Origin of the sequence: Enterococcus sp. DIV1315a, assembly GCF_051712325.1 — a bacterium.
Lineage (GTDB): Bacteria > Bacillota > Bacilli > Lactobacillales > Enterococcaceae > Enterococcus > Enterococcus faecalis.
Map to the genome: position 1 here is coordinate 462,932 of NZ_JBIOOS010000001.1, position 17,308 is coordinate 480,239.

16 protein-coding genes are annotated in these 17,308 nt (G+C 37.5%); 11 read left to right on the plus strand and 5 right to left on the minus strand.

Translation table 11 applies throughout. From position 1 onward, the window contains the following. Positions 1-10 precede the first annotated feature (10 nt). The 3 genes from pfkB to IGJ03_RS02300 form a co-directional block, all read right to left on the minus strand. Complete coding sequence (gene pfkB / locus IGJ03_RS02290) at positions 11-928, minus strand: 1-phosphofructokinase (protein ID WP_002425502.1); 918 nt, start codon at positions 926-928, stop codon at positions 11-13. After that, positions 925-1,677, minus strand: a complete 753-nt coding sequence (locus IGJ03_RS02295; protein WP_002381250.1) for a DeoR/GlpR family DNA-binding transcription regulator — start codon at positions 1,675-1,677, stop codon at positions 925-927. The genes pfkB and IGJ03_RS02295 overlap by 4 nt, the downstream gene beginning before the upstream one ends. A 138-nt stretch (positions 1,678-1,815) precedes the next feature. Then, the gene (locus tag IGJ03_RS02300) at positions 1,816-3,375 is read right to left on the minus strand and encodes a ClC family H(+)/Cl(-) exchange transporter (protein ID WP_002368023.1); all 1,560 of its coding nucleotides are present in this window, start codon (positions 3,373-3,375) and stop codon (positions 1,816-1,818) included. 164 nt (positions 3,376-3,539) lie between these two features. Between IGJ03_RS02300 and pcrA the strand changes: the two genes are divergently transcribed. Both pcrA and ligA read left to right on the plus strand, forming a co-directional pair. Beyond that, on the plus strand, positions 3,540-5,798 hold the full coding sequence (gene pcrA, locus IGJ03_RS02305; RefSeq protein ID WP_425135893.1) for a DNA helicase PcrA: 2,259 nt from the start codon (positions 3,540-3,542) through the stop codon (positions 5,796-5,798). Between the two features lie 125 nt (positions 5,799-5,923). Beyond that, positions 5,924-7,954 (plus strand): NAD-dependent DNA ligase LigA, encoded by a 2,031-nt coding sequence (gene ligA / locus IGJ03_RS02310; protein ID WP_375804753.1) that lies wholly within the window; start codon positions 5,924-5,926, stop codon positions 7,952-7,954. Here ligA and IGJ03_RS02315 read toward each other — a convergent pair. Next, positions 7,951-8,139 (minus strand): hypothetical protein, encoded by a 189-nt coding sequence (locus IGJ03_RS02315; RefSeq protein ID WP_308525400.1) that lies wholly within the window; start codon positions 8,137-8,139, stop codon positions 7,951-7,953. The genes ligA and IGJ03_RS02315 overlap by 4 nt on opposite strands. Here IGJ03_RS02315 and IGJ03_RS02320 point away from each other — a divergent pair. The 8 genes from IGJ03_RS02320 to IGJ03_RS02355 all read left to right on the plus strand — a co-directional run bounded on the left by IGJ03_RS02320 (position 8,108) and on the right by IGJ03_RS02355 (position 15,001). Continuing rightward, positions 8,108-8,206 (plus strand): putative holin-like toxin, encoded by a 99-nt coding sequence (locus IGJ03_RS02320; protein WP_438711168.1) that lies wholly within the window; start codon positions 8,108-8,110, stop codon positions 8,204-8,206. The two genes, IGJ03_RS02315 and IGJ03_RS02320, sit on opposite strands and share 32 nt — an antisense overlap. 324 nt (positions 8,207-8,530) lie before the next feature. After that, positions 8,531-8,836 carry an Asp-tRNA(Asn)/Glu-tRNA(Gln) amidotransferase subunit GatC gene (gene gatC / locus IGJ03_RS02325; RefSeq protein WP_002355569.1) on the plus strand — a complete coding sequence of 102 codons (306 nt, stop codon included), beginning with the start codon at positions 8,531-8,533 and terminating at the stop codon, positions 8,834-8,836. Next, entirely contained in the window at positions 8,836-10,305 is a 1,470-nt protein-coding gene (gene gatA, locus IGJ03_RS02330; RefSeq protein ID WP_010819760.1) for an Asp-tRNA(Asn)/Glu-tRNA(Gln) amidotransferase subunit GatA, read from the plus strand. The genes gatC and gatA overlap by 1 nt, the downstream gene beginning before the upstream one ends. Further along, positions 10,305-11,735: an Asp-tRNA(Asn)/Glu-tRNA(Gln) amidotransferase subunit GatB gene (gene gatB / locus IGJ03_RS02335; protein ID WP_002358703.1), complete on the plus strand. Its 1,431-nt coding sequence runs from the start codon at positions 10,305-10,307 to the stop codon at positions 11,733-11,735. The genes gatA and gatB overlap by 1 nt, the downstream gene beginning before the upstream one ends. A gap of 18 nt (positions 11,736-11,753) precedes the next feature. After that, on the plus strand, positions 11,754-12,842 hold the full coding sequence (locus IGJ03_RS02340) for a diacylglycerol kinase (protein ID WP_002355572.1): 1,089 nt from the start codon (positions 11,754-11,756) through the stop codon (positions 12,840-12,842). Between the two features lie 199 nt (positions 12,843-13,041). Beyond that, positions 13,042-14,415, plus strand: coding sequence for a 23S rRNA (uracil(1939)-C(5))-methyltransferase RlmD (rlmD, locus tag IGJ03_RS02345; RefSeq protein WP_002355574.1), 1,374 nt, complete (start codon positions 13,042-13,044; stop codon positions 14,413-14,415). Next, complete coding sequence (locus tag IGJ03_RS02350; RefSeq protein WP_002355577.1) at positions 14,416-14,544, plus strand: hypothetical protein; 129 nt, start codon at positions 14,416-14,418, stop codon at positions 14,542-14,544. Positions 14,545-14,683: 139 nt separating this feature from the next. Continuing rightward, positions 14,684-15,001, plus strand: a complete 318-nt coding sequence (locus IGJ03_RS02355) for a thioredoxin family protein (protein ID WP_375804754.1) — start codon at positions 14,684-14,686, stop codon at positions 14,999-15,001. A gap of 39 nt (positions 15,002-15,040) precedes the next feature. On the opposite strand, the gene IGJ03_RS02360 is transcribed toward IGJ03_RS02355, so the two are convergent. After that, positions 15,041-15,886, minus strand: coding sequence for a helix-turn-helix domain-containing protein (locus tag IGJ03_RS02360; RefSeq protein ID WP_002392183.1), 846 nt, complete (start codon positions 15,884-15,886; stop codon positions 15,041-15,043). 398 nt (positions 15,887-16,284) lie between these two features. Between IGJ03_RS02360 and ptcA the strand changes: the two genes are divergently transcribed. After that, positions 16,285-17,304 (plus strand): putrescine carbamoyltransferase, encoded by a 1,020-nt coding sequence (gene ptcA / locus IGJ03_RS02365; RefSeq protein WP_002355587.1) that lies wholly within the window; start codon positions 16,285-16,287, stop codon positions 17,302-17,304. Positions 17,305-17,308: the final 4 nt, after the last annotated feature.

Consider the following 17,308-nt stretch of genomic DNA (forward strand, 5'->3'; position numbering starts at 1 on the left):
CTTAGTGGATTTATTCTGAAATTTTTTCAATTGTTACTTCGTGAATAAGTTCTTGGATAAAATCTTCTGAGGCTAAATCATCAGAAAATGCGGTCGCGCTACCGCAAGCGACACCCCATTTGAAAGCCTCTAAAGGATCTTGTGTTTTTGAAAAGTTGCCAATAAAACCAGCAATCATTGAGTCGCCAGCGCCGACAGAATTTTTCAGTGGACGTTTTAAAACGTTGGAACGATAAACACCTTCTGTTGTGAAAAGTAATGCACCATCACCAGCCATTGAGATAATTACGTGTTGCGCTCCTTCTTCTAGTAACCGATGTCCATAAGGTAAAATGTCTTCAACACTTGTAAAGGTTGTATGATATAATTCTGCCAACTCATGATTGTTTGGCTTGACCAATAAAGGTTTTTGTGGCAAAGCGTTCATTAAATCTTCACCTGTCGTATCAATAACAAATTCTGCGCCTTTTTCCTTCACAATTTGGATTAACTCTTCGTAAAATCCTTTGCGTAGAGAAGCAGGTGTACTTCCTGAAAGAACAACAATATCACCAGCCTGAACACGACTAACTGCTTGTTTTAGTTCTTGAATTTCTTCGTTTGTTAGGGCAGGTCCTAAGCCGTTAATTTCTGTTTCAGTATCTGATTTCAATTTAATGTTGATTCGTGTATCAGCAGACACGGGAGTGAAATTCGTTTGGATTTCTTCTTTTTTCAACCAATCGGCAATGAATGAGCCTGTAAAACCACCTAAAAAACCTAAGGCAGTGGATTCTGTCTCCATACGTTTTAAAATACGTGAAACGTTGATTCCTTTGCCGCCAGGTAATTTAAAATCATTCGTCATCCGATTTAAATCACCAATTTGTAGATGATCGACATGAACGATAAAGTCGATAGAAGGGTTTAAAGTCACTGTGTAAATCATTTGTTTGCCTCCATTAAAATAGTTTTTTGCTGGAATCCTTGAAGCGATTCAGCAGGGCAGTAGTCAGTTAGTAAAGTAACTGACTCTAATTCTTCCACTTTGGTAAACGTTACTTCATTAAATTTTGTATGATCCAGTAAAACATAGGCTGTTTCTGCTTGATGAATAGCCAAGGCTTTTAGCGCCGCTTCTTCGGGATCAGGCGTTGTTAAACCAAACTCTAAATGTGCGCCGTTAGTTCCTAAAAAAGCTTTGTTAAAACGAAAATGTTGTAGCTGTTCCATACTAGTGGCACCAATGATTGCTTTAGTGGAGAGCTTCAAAGTACCACCAAGCATAATAGTGGGAATTTCCATATCGCTAAGTTTTGCAGCGTGATGCACGGAATTCGTCACTACATGGATTTGTTTCCCAACTAAAAAAGGGATCATTTCTAACGTGGTTGAACCAGCATCTAAATAGATCATATCGCCATCTTGTACACAACTAGCGGCTAAAGAAGCAATCTTTTGCTTTTCGTGCGTGTTTTTGATTGATTTTTCCGTCATGTTTTGTTCAAAGCCTAAATTAAGAATACGCTTAGCTCCGCCGTGAATGCGTTCTAACAAATTGGCGTCTTCTAATTCTTGTAAATCGCGGCGGATTGTGGATTCTGAAGCATTGAATAAGCTAGCAAGTTCTTGTGATTTGACGACTGATTTTTGATCTAACAATTGTAAAATTTTTTGATGTCGTTCTTCCGTAAGCATTTTCATCCCTCATTTCATGGATATAATAGCACAAATGAAAACGCTAATCAATCTAAAACGGTCAAAAACATTCAAAAAAATTAAAAAACAGTCATAAGAAAAAAAGAAAGCTGCTGAACCTGAGTTCAGCAGCTTTCTTTAATTCACTAAATCATTCGGTAAAGTTTTTTGATAAATCTCTTTTTTGACTTGGTAAGCGAGTTTTTCATCGGTCAAAATAATGAGCACATCGCCAACATGCATAACAGTATCACCATGTGTTAAAATTTCCGATTCGCCACGGCGAATGGAAGTGAGCAACATTTGTTTAGGCCAGACAAAATCACGTACCATCGTATCATCTAAGGAACTTTCTGCAGTGATAGGTAATTCAATAATCGTTTTGTGGCCACGAATATTACTTACTTTAGAAGGAACCAAACGTTCTAATAAGCTTTCATAAATTGGCTTGCCGCCAAGACTATCGATGGTAATATAACTAACTAAAGCAACAACCCCTAAAGACATTAAATGAGAAAAATTGCCGACCATTTCTGTTACTAAAATAATCGCTGTTAACGGTGCTTTACCAATCGCAGTAAAATAACCAGCCATGGCAAAAATTAAAAAGTTTTTCACAAAAATTGGATCCATCCCTACGTATTGGACAAGTAGACTACCATACAATGTTCCGATAATGGCACCTAAAGTTAGAATAGGCAAGAAAATACCACCAGGGAGATTCGAACCGTAAGAAACCATTGAAAAAACAAAACGTAAAACCAGTAAGCCGACTAAAGCCCAAATCGTGGCCGGTTGATTGCCTAAAGCTAAAACAATTTGATTCCCACCGCCAAGTAAATGTGGAAAGAAATAACCAATCGGTAAAATCAAAATAAAAGGAATAAAACCATAATAATTAGAAGAAAGGCCTTTGATTTTTCCATATACTTTTGGTAAGGACAACAATGTTTTTTGATATATCCAACCTAATAATCCTAGTAAAACGCCCAGCAGTACTAATGTCCAATAGTACTCTAAAGGCAAAGATTTAACGGGACCAATATAAAGAACTGGCTGCAATCCGAAGAAATGCAAAGAAACAAAGTTAGCGGAAATGGCCGCAGAAAAAGAGGTTAACCAAACTAAAGGTGAAAAGGAATGGTGAACCTCTTCTAGAACAAATAAAAGTCCTGCGATTGGTGCATTAAAAGCGGCGGCTAAACCAGCACTGGCACCACTACTGATTAAAATTTTTTCTTCAGACTTGGTGCTTTGTCGCCATTGACTATAGCCTTGTCCAACCACTGCACCTAGTTGAATTGAAGGGCCTTCACGTCCCAAAAATAGCCCAGGACTAATCGCTAAGATCCCACCGATAAATTTTTTCCAAAGCACTGGAAACCAATGAATTTCTAATTGACCTTGAAGTTGTCCTTCCACTTGGGGGATGCCACTGCCTTTAATTGCTGGTTCGCTCTTAATCAGTCGTCCTAATAAATAAGCAAGCACGAGAGAAAATAAGAACCAAGGAATCATCCAAAAGGGTTTTTCGTGAAACGTTTGATACAGATGCACGACTTGTTCGCCAATTTTTTCAATGCCTAAGCGAAATAAGCTGACAACAAAGCCGACCAGGATTCCGACGACGATGCCTTTAAGGATAAAGCCGATTCGGGTACCATCTAATTGTTTAATTTCATGTACATCATTATTCATTTCATTTTTAGCCTCCATCACTACTTACTAATGTACTGCGGTTTGACTTGATTTACAAGAAAATTTCATATAAAAAGAAAAAGATTTTTTGTTCTTTTCTAAAGAACTTCAAAGGGATTTTTGGTATACTGTATAAGATTGAAAAAAGAGAGAGGACGTTTAATATGATACAAAAACATGCCTTGGTTCAGGGAATGAATCCTCGACAAGAAGAAGCCGTTTTGCATACAGAAGGACCACTGTTAGTCATGGCTGGTGCTGGTAGTGGAAAAACGCGGGTTTTAACACACCGAATTGCCTATCTAATTGAGGAAAAAGAAGTAAATCCATGGAATATTTTGGCGATTACGTTTACCAATAAAGCTGCTAAAGAAATGAAAGAGCGTGTAAATAAATTACTGGAAACGGGTGGCGAAGATGTATGGGTCTCCACTTTTCACTCCATGTGTGTAAGAATTTTACGTCGTGATGTGGATCAGATTGGTTACAACCGTAATTTTACAATTATTGACCCATCGGAACAAAAAACATTAATGAAACGCATCTTAAACGACTTAAATATTGATTCAAAAAAATATGATCCTCGCTCAATTTTAGGTACGATTAGCAATGCCAAAAATGAATTACAAACGCCTGAAAAAGTTGCTGAAATGCAAGGTTCCTTATATGAAGAAATTGTCGCAAAATGCTATGAAGCCTATCAAAAAGAATTACGCAAAAACCAATGTATGGATTTTGATGATTTGATTATGAATACGATTCGTTTATTCAATGAACAACCAGATACGTTAGCTTTCTACCAAAATAAATTTCACTATATTCATGTGGATGAATACCAAGATACCAATCATGCACAATATACCTTAGTCAATTTATTGGCTGCACGTTTCAAAAATCTGTGTGTCGTAGGTGATGCCGACCAAAGTATCTATGGTTGGCGCGGGGCGGATATGCAAAATATCTTGGATTTTGAAAAAGATTATCCAGATGCCAGTGTAATTTTGCTAGAACAAAATTATCGATCCACCAAAAACATTTTGGCGGCTGCGAATGATGTCATCAAAAATAACCGTAACCGCCGCGAGAAAGAACTGTGGACAGAAAATATAGACGGTGAAAAAATTGTCTATTATCGCGGGGACACAGAACGGGATGAAACACAATTTATTGTGAGCCAAATCCAAAAAGAAATGCGGGAAAATGACCGAATTTATGGTGATTTTGCGGTATTATATCGGACCAATGCTCAATCCCGTGTAGTGGAAGAAATGCTCTTGAAATCTAATATTCCGTATACCATGGTGGGCGGACATAAATTCTACGACCGTAAAGAAATTAAAGATATTTTGGCTTATTTAAGTTTGATTGCCAATCCAGATGATTCGATTAGTTTTGAACGAATTGTCAATGAACCAAAACGAGGAATCGGTAAAAGTTCAATTGAAAAATTACGACTATTTGCGGATACGCATGGTTGGGCTTTGCTGGAAGCTGCCCAAAATGTTGATTTGGCAAATATTTCAGGAAAAGCGGGTAAAGAGCTTGGTAATTTTGGCATGATGATTCAAGACTTAACGAAAACAGTGCCCTATTTAACGATTACAGAATTGGTGAAAGAAACTTTACAACGTAGTGGTTATCGGGAAGCTTTGATGGCGCAAAATAATTTAGAGTCTCAAGCTCGCTTAGAAAACTTGGACGAATTTTTATCTGTGACACAAGAATTTGATAAACGTTTTGAAGCGCAAAACAACGACGATCCAAATGGCGAAGAAACAAAATTGGCGGATTTTTTAACAGATTTAGCCTTGGTTTCTGATTTAGATAATTTAGAAGAGAGCTCTTCACAAGTAACCTTAATGACGTTGCATGCGGCCAAAGGGCTGGAATTTCCAGTGGTCTTTTTAATGGGCTTAGAAGAAGGGGTTTTCCCATTATCACGTGCCATGCTAGAAGAAAGTGAACTGGAAGAAGAACGGCGCTTGGCTTATGTTGGTATCACACGAGCGGAAGAAGCCTTGTTCTTAACGAATGCTTATTCGAGAACATTATATGGTCGCACGCAATATAATCGACCAAGTCGCTTTTTAGAAGAAATTGAGGCGGAGCGTTTAGTGAAACAAGGGGCGGCGGCCAATTTACAGAAAGCTCCAGCGCGCACCTTTGATCCTAAAGTATTTAAGCCCAGCGCAAGTAAACCAGCTTATACACAGCCAGCTACAAAATCAGTTAGCAACAAAGTGGCAAGTGGTGGCGAAAAAGTTTCTTGGCAAGCAGGTGATAAGGTCCAACATAAAGCATGGGGCGTTGGTACAGTCGTTCGTGTAGGCGGTTCGGCCAAAGACTTAGAGTTGGACATTGCTTTCCCAGAAAAAGGCATTAAACGGTTGTTAGCGGCATTTGCACCTATTGAAAAAATTTAACATGCAAAATAGGTCAGCGATTTAATGAGAAATCATCATTAGATAAATTCTTTTTATTTTCTATCTTAGTGTAAATGTGTTAAAAAGACGATAAGAGCATTACACTTATGAGGAGGAGTTCTACGATGGAACAACAACCATTAACATTAACGGCGGCGACAACTCGTGCGCAAGAATTAAGAAAACAACTCAATCAATATTCCCATGAATATTATGTCAAAGATCAACCATCCGTAGAAGATTATGTTTACGATCGTTTGTATAAAGAGTTAGTCGATATTGAAACGGAGTTTCCTGATTTAATCACGCCAGATTCGCCGACACAACGTGTAGGTGGCAAAGTTTTATCTGGTTTTGAAAAAGCTCCGCATGACATTCCAATGTATAGTTTAAATGATGGGTTTAGCAAGGAAGACATTTTTGCTTTCGATGAACGTGTTCGTAAGGCGATTGGTAAACCCGTTGCCTACTGTTGCGAGTTAAAAATTGATGGGTTAGCAATTTCATTACGTTATGAAAACGGGGTGTTTGTACGCGGAGCAACACGAGGCGATGGAACGGTTGGTGAAAACATTACAGAGAACTTACGAACGGTTCGCTCTGTACCGATGCGTTTAACGGAGCCCATTTCAGTGGAAGTTCGTGGCGAGTGCTACATGCCTAAACAATCCTTTGTCGCATTGAATGAAGAACGTGAAGAAAATGGCCAAGATATTTTTGCCAATCCTCGGAATGCAGCGGCGGGAAGCTTGCGCCAATTAGATACAAAAATTGTGGCGAAACGGAACTTAAGTACGTTTTTATACACAGTTGCTGACTTTGGACCAATGAAAGCGAAGACGCAGTTTGAGGCATTAGAAGAGCTTTCTGAAATTGGTTTTAGAACCAATCCTGAACGTCAATTATGTCAGTCAATCGATGAAGTTTGGGCCTACATTGAAGAATACCATGAAAAGCGGAGCACTTTGCCATACGAAATCGATGGAATTGTGATTAAAGTGAACGAATTTGCGTTGCAAGATGAATTAGGTTTCACTGTCAAAGCACCTCGCTGGGCGATTGCCTACAAATTTCCACCAGAAGAAGCAGAGACAGTAGTGGAAGATATTGAATGGACAATTGGGCGCACGGGAGTGGTCACTCCTACTGCGGTCATGGCTCCTGTACGAGTCGCGGGAACCACGGTTAGTCGGGCAAGTTTGCATAATGCAGATTTTATTCAAATGAAAGATATCCGTTTAAATGATCATGTTATTATTTACAAAGCCGGCGATATTATCCCAGAAGTAGCGCAAGTCCTAGTTGAAAAACGTGCAGCCGATAGTCAGCCTTATGAAATGCCGACACATTGTCCAATTTGTCATAGTGAGTTGGTGCATTTAGATGAGGAAGTGGCGTTACGTTGTATTAATCCAAAATGCCCTGCGCAAATTAAAGAAGGGCTGAATCACTTTGTCTCACGAAACGCAATGAACATTGATGGCTTGGGGCCAAGAGTGTTAGCACAAATGTATGACAAAGGATTAGTGAAAGATGTAGCGGATCTGTATTTCTTAACAGAAGAACAATTAATGACTTTGGATAAAATCAAAGAAAAATCAGCAAACAACATTTATACTGCCATTCAAGGGAGTAAAGAAAACTCTGTAGAGCGTTTGATTTTTGGCTTAGGGATTCGCCATGTGGGTGCGAAAGCGGCGAAAATTTTAGCGGAGCATTTTGGTGATTTATCAACCTTAAGTCGAGCAACTGCGGAAGAAATTGTGGCTTTGGATTCAATTGGTGAAACAATCGCCGACAGCGTTGTGACGTATTTTGAAAATGAGGAAGTTCATGAATTAATGGCTGAACTGGAAAAAGCCCAAGTGAACTTGACATATAAAGGTCTCCGGACAGAGCAATTAGCAGAAGTGGAGTCACCTTTCAAAGACAAAACAGTTGTTTTAACAGGAAAATTAACGCAGTACACTCGCGAAGAAGCCAAAGAAAAAATTGAAAATCTTGGTGGAAAAGTTACAGGGAGTGTTTCGAAAAAAACTGATATTGTGGTTGCTGGCGAAGATGCAGGCAGTAAATTAACCAAAGCTGAAAGCTTAGGCGTGACCGTTTGGAATGAACAAGAAATGGTCGATGCGTTAGATGCAAGTCATTTTTAAGAAGACAAATTAACGTTGTCAGATTTTATGTAGTAATTTGATGGTATACTTATTTTAGTCATAAAAGTTATATGAACGAGGACTTTCTGAGTTGAGAAAGGAGGTTGATGCTTATGCGCAATTCTTCTTACTTTAACGAAAGGAGCAATATTTTTGTCCGTTGAAGCAGCGCTAGGACTGATGATTGGTTTTGCAACACTTGTTGTAAAACCAATCATCAGTCCTAGCGCTTGTCTCAGACAACAAAAATAACCGTTCATAAGCTTTGAGGAGCTGAACGGTTAAAGCAACAAAAAATATTTAACTCAGTAAGCCGCTAGTTCTTATAACTAGTAGTGGCTACTAGAGAGGTATGTTCCTGCATATCTCTCTTTTCATTTTCATAATAACATATTTCCGTCATTTTTGCGAGCGACAAATTATCAATGAAATTCAAGGTTTCATCTAAAATATCCGACCATTTTATGGTAGAATGGGAACAGAGTGAATAGCTGAGACAAGCTGTTTAAAGAAATACAATCCAATTGATTAATCTGAAAATGAAAATTTCAGTAAATGATAGAAAGAAGGGTATCTATGGCAATTACAGAAGAACAAGTCAAACATGTCGCTAAATTATCAAAATTATCTTTCTCCGAAGAAGAATTAGCGGACTTTACCAATCAACTAGATAAAATTATTGATATGGTGGAATTACTAGAAGAAGTAGATACAACCGGGGTTCCTTTTACTTCAAATGTGAATGAATCAATCAATGTTATGCGTGAAGACGTAGCGACACCAGGAATGGACCGTAAAGAATTAATGCGGAATGTTCCAGAATCAGAGAATGGTTACATTAAAGTGCCTGCAATTATGGATAACGGGGAGGCAGGAGCCTAATGGAAAAATTATACGACAAATCGTTAACGGAATTACATGATTTATTGGTTTCAAAAGAAATTACAGCAGTTGATTTAACAAAAGAAACTTTAAATCGTATCCAAGATACAGAAGAAAAAATGGATTCTTTTATCACAGTAAGTGAAGAAAAAGCGCTGGAATTAGCAAAAGCCATCGACTTAAAAGGCATCACTGAAAGTAATCCTTTAGCAGGAATTCCAATTGGGATTAAAGACAACATTGTCACAAAAGATATTTTAACAACAGCTGGATCAAAAATGTTATACAATTTTGATCCAATTTATGATGCGACTGTGATGGATAAAGTCTATCAAGCAGATATGATTCCAGTTGGAAAATTAAACATGGATGAGTTTGCTATGGGTGGAAGTACGGAAACATCTTACTTCAAGAAAACTAAAAATGCTTGGGATCAAACGAAAGTCCCTGGTGGTTCTTCAGGTGGTTCAGCTTCAGCTGTTGCAGCCGGTCAAGTACCAGTTTCTCTAGGAACTGATACAGGTGGTAGTATCCGTCAACCAGCAGCTTTTAACGGTATTGTGGGCTTAAAACCAACGTATGGACGTGTGTCTCGTTTTGGTTTGATTGCTTTTGCTTCAAGTTTAGACCAAATTGGTCCATTGACACGAAATGTTAAAGACAATGCCTTAGCTTTAAATGCAATTAGTGGTTATGACGAAAAAGACGGCACTTCTGCAGGCGTTTCTGTTCCTGATTTTACGTCAGATTTAACTGGCGACATCAAAGGCATGAAAATTGCTTTACCAAAAGAATACTTAGGTGAAGGGGTACAATCGGATGTTCGCGAAGCGATATTAAAAGCTGCAGAAACGTTTAAAGCTTTAGGCGCAACAGTAGAAGAAGTTAGCTTGCCACATTCTAAATATGGGATTGCCGCTTATTATATTATTGCCTCTTCAGAAGCAAGTTCAAACTTACAACGCTTTGATGGCATTCGTTATGGTTACCGTTCCGAAAATGTCCAAAATCTAGAAGACGTCTATGTTAATTCGCGTTCTGAAGGCTTTGGTACTGAAGTCAAACGTCGGATTATGTTAGGAACCTTCTCTTTAAGTGCTGGTTATTATGATGCGCACTTCAAAAAAGCAGGACAAGTCCGCACATTAATCAAACAAGACTTTGATAACGTCTTTGCGGATTATGACTTAATTATTGGTCCTTCCACACCAACGGTTGCTTTTGGTTTGGGTGAAAATATCAATGATCCAATCACGATGTATATGTATGATATTTTAACAGTTCCTGTCAACTTAGCTGGGTTACCAGGTATGTCAATTCCAGCAGGATTCTCAGAAGGCTTGCCAGTTGGTTTACAAATTATCGGGAAACATTTTGACGAACATACAATGTACAAAGCAGCGTACGCCTTTGAACAAGCGACAGATTTCCATACGAAAAAACCAGTCATTTTAGGGGGGAACGATTAATGAACTTTGAAACTGTCATTGGATTAGAAGTCCACGTAGAATTAAAAACCAACTCTAAAATTTTCTCCTCTGCGCCAGCGCATTTCGGAGCAGAACCAAATAGCAACACAAATGTAGTTGACTGGAGTTACCCAGGTGTTTTACCTGTGATGAATAAAGGTGCTTTAGAATTTGGGATGAAAGCAGCTCTTGCTTTGAACTGTGAAATTTCAAAAGAAACTCATTTTGATCGTAAAAACTATTTCTACCCAGATAATCCTAAAGCGTATCAAATTTCTCAATTTGATCAACCAATCGGACATGATGGTTGGATTGAAATTGAAGTCGAAGGCAAAAAGAAAAAAATTCGCATTGAACGGGTGCATTTAGAAGAAGATGCTGGGAAAAATATTCACGGCACAGATGGCTATTCTTATGTAGACTTGAATCGTCAAGGCACGCCTTTAATTGAAATCGTTTCTGAAGCAGACATGCGTTCACCAGAGGAAGCTTATGCTTATTTAGAAGCGTTGCGTTCAATTATCCAATTTACAGAAGTTTCTGATGTGAAAATGGAAGAAGGTTCTATGCGTTGTGATGCCAATATTTCTTTACGTCCGTATGGTCAAGAAGAATTTGGTACTAAAGCGGAATTAAAGAACTTGAACTCTATGAACTTTGTAAAAAAAGGTTTAGCTTATGAAGAAAAACGCCAAGCCAAAGTCCTATTATCTGGTGGCGAAATTCAACAAGAAACACGCCGCTTTGATGAAGCAACTAGTACAACGTTGCTTATGCGTGTTAAAGAAGGCTCAAGTGACTACCGTTACTTCCCAGAGCCAGATGTTCCTCGTTTTTCAATTGATGATGAATGGATTGAAAAAGTTCGCGCTAGTTTGCCAGAAATGCCAGCCTCACGTCGTGCCCGTTATATCAGTGAATTAGGTTTACCTGAATACGACGCAATGGTCTTGACTTTAACGAAAGAAATGTCAGATTTCTTTGAAGCAACTTTAGCAAACGGTGCAGATGCGAAACAAGCATCAAACTGGTTAATGGGCGAAGTTTCTGCTTACTTAAACAGTGAAAAAGTTGAATTAGCCGATACTAAACTGACACCAGAAAATCTAGCGGGTATGATTACTTTGATTAACGATGGCACAATCAGCTCGAAAATTGCGAAGAAAGTGTTCAAAGAGTTAATTGAAAATGGTGGAGACGCTAAAGAAGTTGTCGAAGCAAAAGGCCTTGTTCAATTATCTGATCCAGCGCAATTATTACCAATGATTAACGAAGTATTAGACAACAACCAACAATCAATTGATGACTTTAAAAACGGCAAAGACCGTGCAGTTGGTTTCCTTGTTGGACAAATTATGAAAGCAACTCGTGGACAAGCAAACCCAGGTGTGGTTAACAAGTTATTGCAAGAAGAGCTTTCAAAACGATAAGAAAGTAGCAGGCAAACCATGAAAAAAGCTAGAGTGATTTATAATCCAACGTCAGGAAAAGAGTTAATCAAAAAGAACTTAGCCGATATTTTATCTATTTTAGAAGAATGTGGTTATGAAGCCAGTGCATTTGCGACCACACCAGAAGAAAATTCAGCACGCAATGAAGCACATCGTGCTGCGCGGGCAGGATTTGATTTACTAGTAGCTGCAGGTGGAGATGGGACCATTAATGAAGTCGTGAATGGGATTGCTCCGTTGAAGCGGCGCCCTAAAATGGCTATTATTCCTGCTGGAACGACGAATGACTATGCACGGGCATTGAAGATTCCTCGTGATAATATCGTTAAGGCAGCAGAAGTGATTAAAAAAAATCAGACTGTCAAAATGGATATTGGCCAAGCCGGCAAAAATTACTTTATCAATATTGCGGCGGGTGGTCATTTAACGGAACTGACTTATGAAGTTCCATCAGAGTTGAAAAGTATTTTTGGTTACTTAGCGTACTTAGCTAAAGGAGCCGAAATGTTGCCGCGAGTGAAGCCGATTAAAATGCGCATGACATATGATGAAGGTGTATACGAAGGCAACGCATCAATGTTTTTCCTAGGTCTGACTAACTCGGTGGGTGGTTTCGAGCAAATCGTACCAGACGCTAAATTAGATGATGGTAAGTTTTCATTAATCATTGTAAAAACAGCCAATATTTTTGAGATTCTTCATTTAGTTGCGTTAATGTTAAATGGTGGAAAGCATGTTGAAGATCATCGACTAATCTATACAAAGACCAGCTATTTACATGCAGAAACGTTAGAAAAGAACAATAAAATGATGATTAATTTAGATGGTGAATATGGAGGCGATGCTCCAATGACCTTTAAAAATATGCATCAACACATTGAAATTTTTGCAAATGGTGATGCACTGCCGTCCAATGCAATTATGGGTTCTGTCTTAACTGGTAGCGATGAGATTGTCGTAGAATCAGAAGACGAAGAGGAAGAAGCATATAACGAAGCCAGCAAAGAATTTGTCAAAGAAGTTGAACGACTAACAGACGAAGATATTGATGGCGATGGAAAGATTGCCGAAAAAGAAAAGCACTAGGTAGTCCGTGAATAGCTAATGAAAGATTTAGTTGATAAGATCTTTCATTGGCTATTTTTTGACTAAGGGAAAGGATCTCATTCTTTTATTTACCCAAAAAGCTCAAACGGAATTGCTAAATCGCCATGAAAATTCGTTGTTGCTTTTCTTAGGTATTTTCATTAGAATGAGTGAAGTGTATAAAAAGAAGGAGCGACTTATGAAAAATTATCCAGTAAAGAAAAATGACGTCATTGAAGTAGAAATCATTGACTTGACGCATGAAGGTTTAGGCGTGGCAAAAGTGGACCATTATCCATTGTTTATTGAAAATGCCTTACCAGGTGAAAAACTTGAAATCAAAGTCTTAAAAACAGGCAAAAGTTTTGGTTATGGGAAAGTATTGACTGTCCTAAAAAGCAGTGAACAGCGTGTGCCCGTGAAAGATGAAAACTTTACAAAAGTCGGAATCAGTCCGTTGCAACATTTAGCGTACGGCGCCCAACTATCATTTAAAACGCAACAAGTCGAAAATGTTATGCAACGTGTTGCTAAATTACCAGAAGTCCCTGTTTTACCAACAATTGGGATGAATGATCCGTGGCATTACCGGAACAAAGCACAAATTCCCGTGCGTAAAATTGACAACCAATTACAAACAGGTTTTTTCCGGAAAAATAGCCATGATTTAATTCCAATGGAACATTTTTATATTCAAGACCCAGAAATTGATGCAGCAATTGTTAAAATCCGTGACATTATGCGTAAATATAGCGTAAAACCTTATAACGAATCTGATAATACAGGGAACTTACGCCATATTGTCGTTCGTCGTGGCTACCATACTGGGGAGATGATGGTTGTTCTAATTACGAGAACACCGAAATTATTCCCAATTAGTAAAATTGTGCCAGATATTTTGGAAGCTATTCCGGAAGTAGTCAGCATTGTACAAAATGTAAATCCAAAACGAACCAATGTCATTTTTGGCGACGAAACCATCTTATTACATGGGTCTGAAAAAATTACAGATACTATTTTTGATTTGAAATTTGAAATTTCCGCGCGTTCATTTTATCAAGTAAATCCACAACAAACAGAAGTGATGTATCAAAAAGTTAAAGAGTATGCGGCTTTAACAGGCAATGAAATTGTGGTGGATGCCTATTGCGGGATTGGAACGATTGGCTTAACTTTAGCCCAAGATGCAAAGCAAGTTTACGGTATTGAAGTAATTGAAGAAGCGGTCAAAGATGCAGAAAATAATGCTAAATTAAACAACATTGAGAATGCCACTTTCACGGCTGGTTTAGCGGAAGAATTATTGCCAAAATTAGTTGAAAATGGCTTGCAACCAGATGTTGTGGTGGTGGATCCACCACGGAAAGGGTTAGACGGTCAATTAGTAAATACATTAATTGAAACGCAACCTGAACGAATTGTTTATGTCAGCTGTAATCCAGCCACACTCGCTCGCGACATTGCATTATTAACAGAAGGTGGCTATGAAGCAAAAGAAATTCAACCAGTGGATAATTTCCCACAAACGACCCACATTGAATCTGTCACGTTATTAACAAAGGCGGTGGATTAAATGAATGAAAAAGAAAAAATGTTAGAATTAATTAAAAAGAAACAAGGTGGTGGCCGTTCTAAAAAAATGGAAACTCCCAAAAATGATCGTAAAAACATGCGCAAAGGGCCTAAAATTTTTAATAAATAAGCGGTTATCAGTAAAAAGTTGTCGCCCATTAATGAAATGGGCGACAACTTATTTGTTAAAGCATTCCTAGCCAAACAAATAAGTTGTTATTTTGCTAGTAAATCTGTTATTTTAGACAAAAGACAAGGAGGGCTATTCAGTGGAATATGTAACAACATTAGAAGAATTAGAAGAAAAAATTACAGACAATCGTCTACAAGCCGTCTTTTTGACAGCAAAAAATTGTAGTGTTTGTACAGTTGATAAATCGATTGTCGAAAAAATTGCAACAAAATATGAATTTCCTACATACATTGCAGAAGCTGATAAAAGTCCAGAAATAATTGGACAATTAAATGCTTTTTCTGCACCGACCATTATCTTATACTATGAAGGAAAAGAAATTCATCGCCAAGCTAAAATTATTAACTTTCAAGAAATTGAAAAGAGAGTTCGACAAGTACAAGAAAATAGATAATCAAAAAGGAAGCCACCGATCACGGAGACTTCCTTTTTATTATCTCGCTAAATGTTCAGTTTGTTGTTGAGAAAAAAGTTGATAACTGACAAAAACTTCTGCTCTTTTGTTTACTTCTAATTTAACGAAAATATTGTGGATATGTGTTTTTACTGTCCCGATTGATAGGAATAGTTCGTTGGCTATATCTTGATTTGTTTTGCACTCTAAAAGTAACGAAAGCACTTCTCGTTCTCGCTGCGTTAATTGATAGGCATCACAAAAAGGCGCCAAAAGTACGGGTTCATCTGATTGATTTTCTTCCAATTTAGCAGCGTCTTTTTCAAGAACCGACAGAGGAAAATCACGATTACAGAAGTAGATAATGGCGATGGAGAGAATGATTGTATAAATATCTTCAGAAACGTTTCGGTTGTTAATTTTAAAGACAATATCAGAATATTGGTCAATGTTAAAAATAACGAAGGTATCTTCCAAAAGAATCGCCACACCGAAACCAATGCTTAGCCAACCAATAAAACGAAGATATTTTTTCGCAAGGGCTGATAAAGGATCTATTCGTAATTGATAGAGCGCATAGCATCCAAGGTAAATTAAAAATAGCTGATTGGGTAAATAGTACAACCAAACTTTTAAGGCGGAATTTTGTGAAAATGGAATAGCTAGCATCCATAAACCAATTAAAAATAACCAGACAAATTGATAATTTTTAAAAGGACGACCACTAATAGTATTGATAATAGCCAGATAGGCAAAATTACAACAAATAAAAATGATGGTCTTTAAAAAAGGTGCGGTCATAAAGGTCTGATTATATTCGGTTGCAAACGAATTAATGAACTCAGTCATATAAACAATCACATTGTCACAAATAAAAATAACCATTAAAAAGAGAAGCAATAAAAAAATCGGTTGTTTATTTTTCAAGTAAAGATTTAAGGTAAAGGTTGAAGTAAACGAATATAAAATAATCAACAAGATGTTATAAATAAAAACAAATGTCACGATTGGAAACCCCTTTCATCTTTTATTTTAAGTGAATGATTTTTCAAAATAATTATACCATTTTCAAATCTATGATTGGTCAGAAATTAGAGAGAAATCCGCCTAAACTTTTATAAACCCCTGGTGTACCAACGGTTTATAACCATAAATAAACTTTTTTTAATGAAAAATCACGCCAAAAAAGAAAGCGTTTTCTAACTTTTGGTGGATAGTAAACTCTTCGCTAAACTTGGTAAAGTCAATGTGTAAACAAAAACAACTTTTAGGAGGAACACATCATGAAAAGAGATTACGTTACAACAGAAACATATACGAAAGAGGAAATGCACTATTTAGTCGATTTATCATTAAAAATTAAAGAAGCGATTAAAAATGGGTATTATCCGCAACTGTTAAAAAACAAATCTTTAGGAATGATTTTCCAACAATCTTCAACTCGAACACGAGTATCTTTTGAAACTGCAATGGAACAATTAGGTGGACATGGCGAATATTTAGCACCTGGTCAAATTCAATTAGGGGGACATGAAACGATTGAAGATACCAGCCGTGTATTGTCACGTTTAGTAGATATTTTGATGGCTCGTGTGGAACGTCACCATAGTATTGTTGATTTAGCTAATTGTGCTACCATCCCAGTCATTAACGGTATGTCTGATTACAATCATCCAACCCAAGAATTAGGTGATTTGTGTACCATGGTTGAGCATTTACCAGAAGGCAAAAAATTAGAAGATTGTAAAGTTGTCTTTGTCGGAGATGCGACACAAGTTTGTTTTTCTTTAGGATTAATCACAACAAAAATGGGCATGAATTTTGTTCACTTCGGTCCAGAAGGCTTCCAATTAAATGAAGAGCATCAAGCGAAATTAGCAAAAAATTGTGAAGTTTCAGGCGGTAGCTTTTTGGTCACAGATGATGCAAGTTCTGTTGAAGGCGCTGATTTCTTGTACACGGATGTTTGGTATGGCTTGTACGAAGCGGAATTATCTGAAGAAGAACGTATGAAGGTTTTCTATCCAAAATATCAAGTGAATCAAGAAATGATGGATCGGGCAGGTGCCAATTGTAAATTCATGCACTGTTTACCAGCAACACGTGGGGAAGAAGTAACTGATGAAGTGATTGACGGTAAAAATTCTATTTGTTTCGATGAAGCAGAAAACCGTTTAACATCTATTCGTGGCTTATTAGTATATCTTATGAATGATTATGAAGCAAAAAATCCTTATGATTTAATCAAGCAAGCAGAAGCGAAAAAAGAACTAGAAGTTTTCTTAGACACTCAAAGCATTTAACGGC

What these genes read in the sequence shown, in the direction of transcription:
- gatB (WP_002358703.1), top strand. Translation starts at nt 10,305, where the DNA reads ATGAACTTTGAAACTGTCATTGGATTAGAAGTCCACGTAGAATTAAAA.
- IGJ03_RS02360 (WP_002392183.1), bottom strand. Translation starts at nt 15,886, where the DNA reads ATGGTTATTTTTATTTGTGACAATGTGATTGTTTATATGACTGAGTTC.
- IGJ03_RS02295 (WP_002381250.1), bottom strand. Translation starts at nt 1,677, where the DNA reads ATGCTTACGGAAGAACGACATCAAAAAATTTTACAATTGTTAGATCAA.
- rlmD (WP_002355574.1), top strand. Translation starts at nt 13,042, where the DNA reads ATGAAAAATTATCCAGTAAAGAAAAATGACGTCATTGAAGTAGAAATC.
- pfkB (WP_002425502.1), bottom strand. Translation starts at nt 928, where the DNA reads ATGATTTACACAGTGACTTTAAACCCTTCTATCGACTTTATCGTTCAT.
- pcrA (WP_425135893.1), top strand. Translation starts at nt 3,540, where the DNA reads ATGATACAAAAACATGCCTTGGTTCAGGGAATGAATCCTCGACAAGAA.
- gatA (WP_010819760.1), top strand. Translation starts at nt 8,836, where the DNA reads ATGGAAAAATTATACGACAAATCGTTAACGGAATTACATGATTTATTG.
- ligA (WP_375804753.1), top strand. Translation starts at nt 5,924, where the DNA reads ATGGAACAACAACCATTAACATTAACGGCGGCGACAACTCGTGCGCAA.
- gatC (WP_002355569.1), top strand. Translation starts at nt 8,531, where the DNA reads ATGGCAATTACAGAAGAACAAGTCAAACATGTCGCTAAATTATCAAAA.
- IGJ03_RS02340 (WP_002355572.1), top strand. Translation starts at nt 11,754, where the DNA reads ATGAAAAAAGCTAGAGTGATTTATAATCCAACGTCAGGAAAAGAGTTA.
- IGJ03_RS02350 (WP_002355577.1), top strand. Translation starts at nt 14,416, where the DNA reads ATGAATGAAAAAGAAAAAATGTTAGAATTAATTAAAAAGAAACAAGGT.
- IGJ03_RS02300 (WP_002368023.1), bottom strand. Translation starts at nt 3,375, where the DNA reads ATGAATAATGATGTACATGAAATTAAACAATTAGATGGTACCCGAATC.
- ptcA (WP_002355587.1), top strand. Translation starts at nt 16,285, where the DNA reads ATGAAAAGAGATTACGTTACAACAGAAACATATACGAAAGAGGAAATG.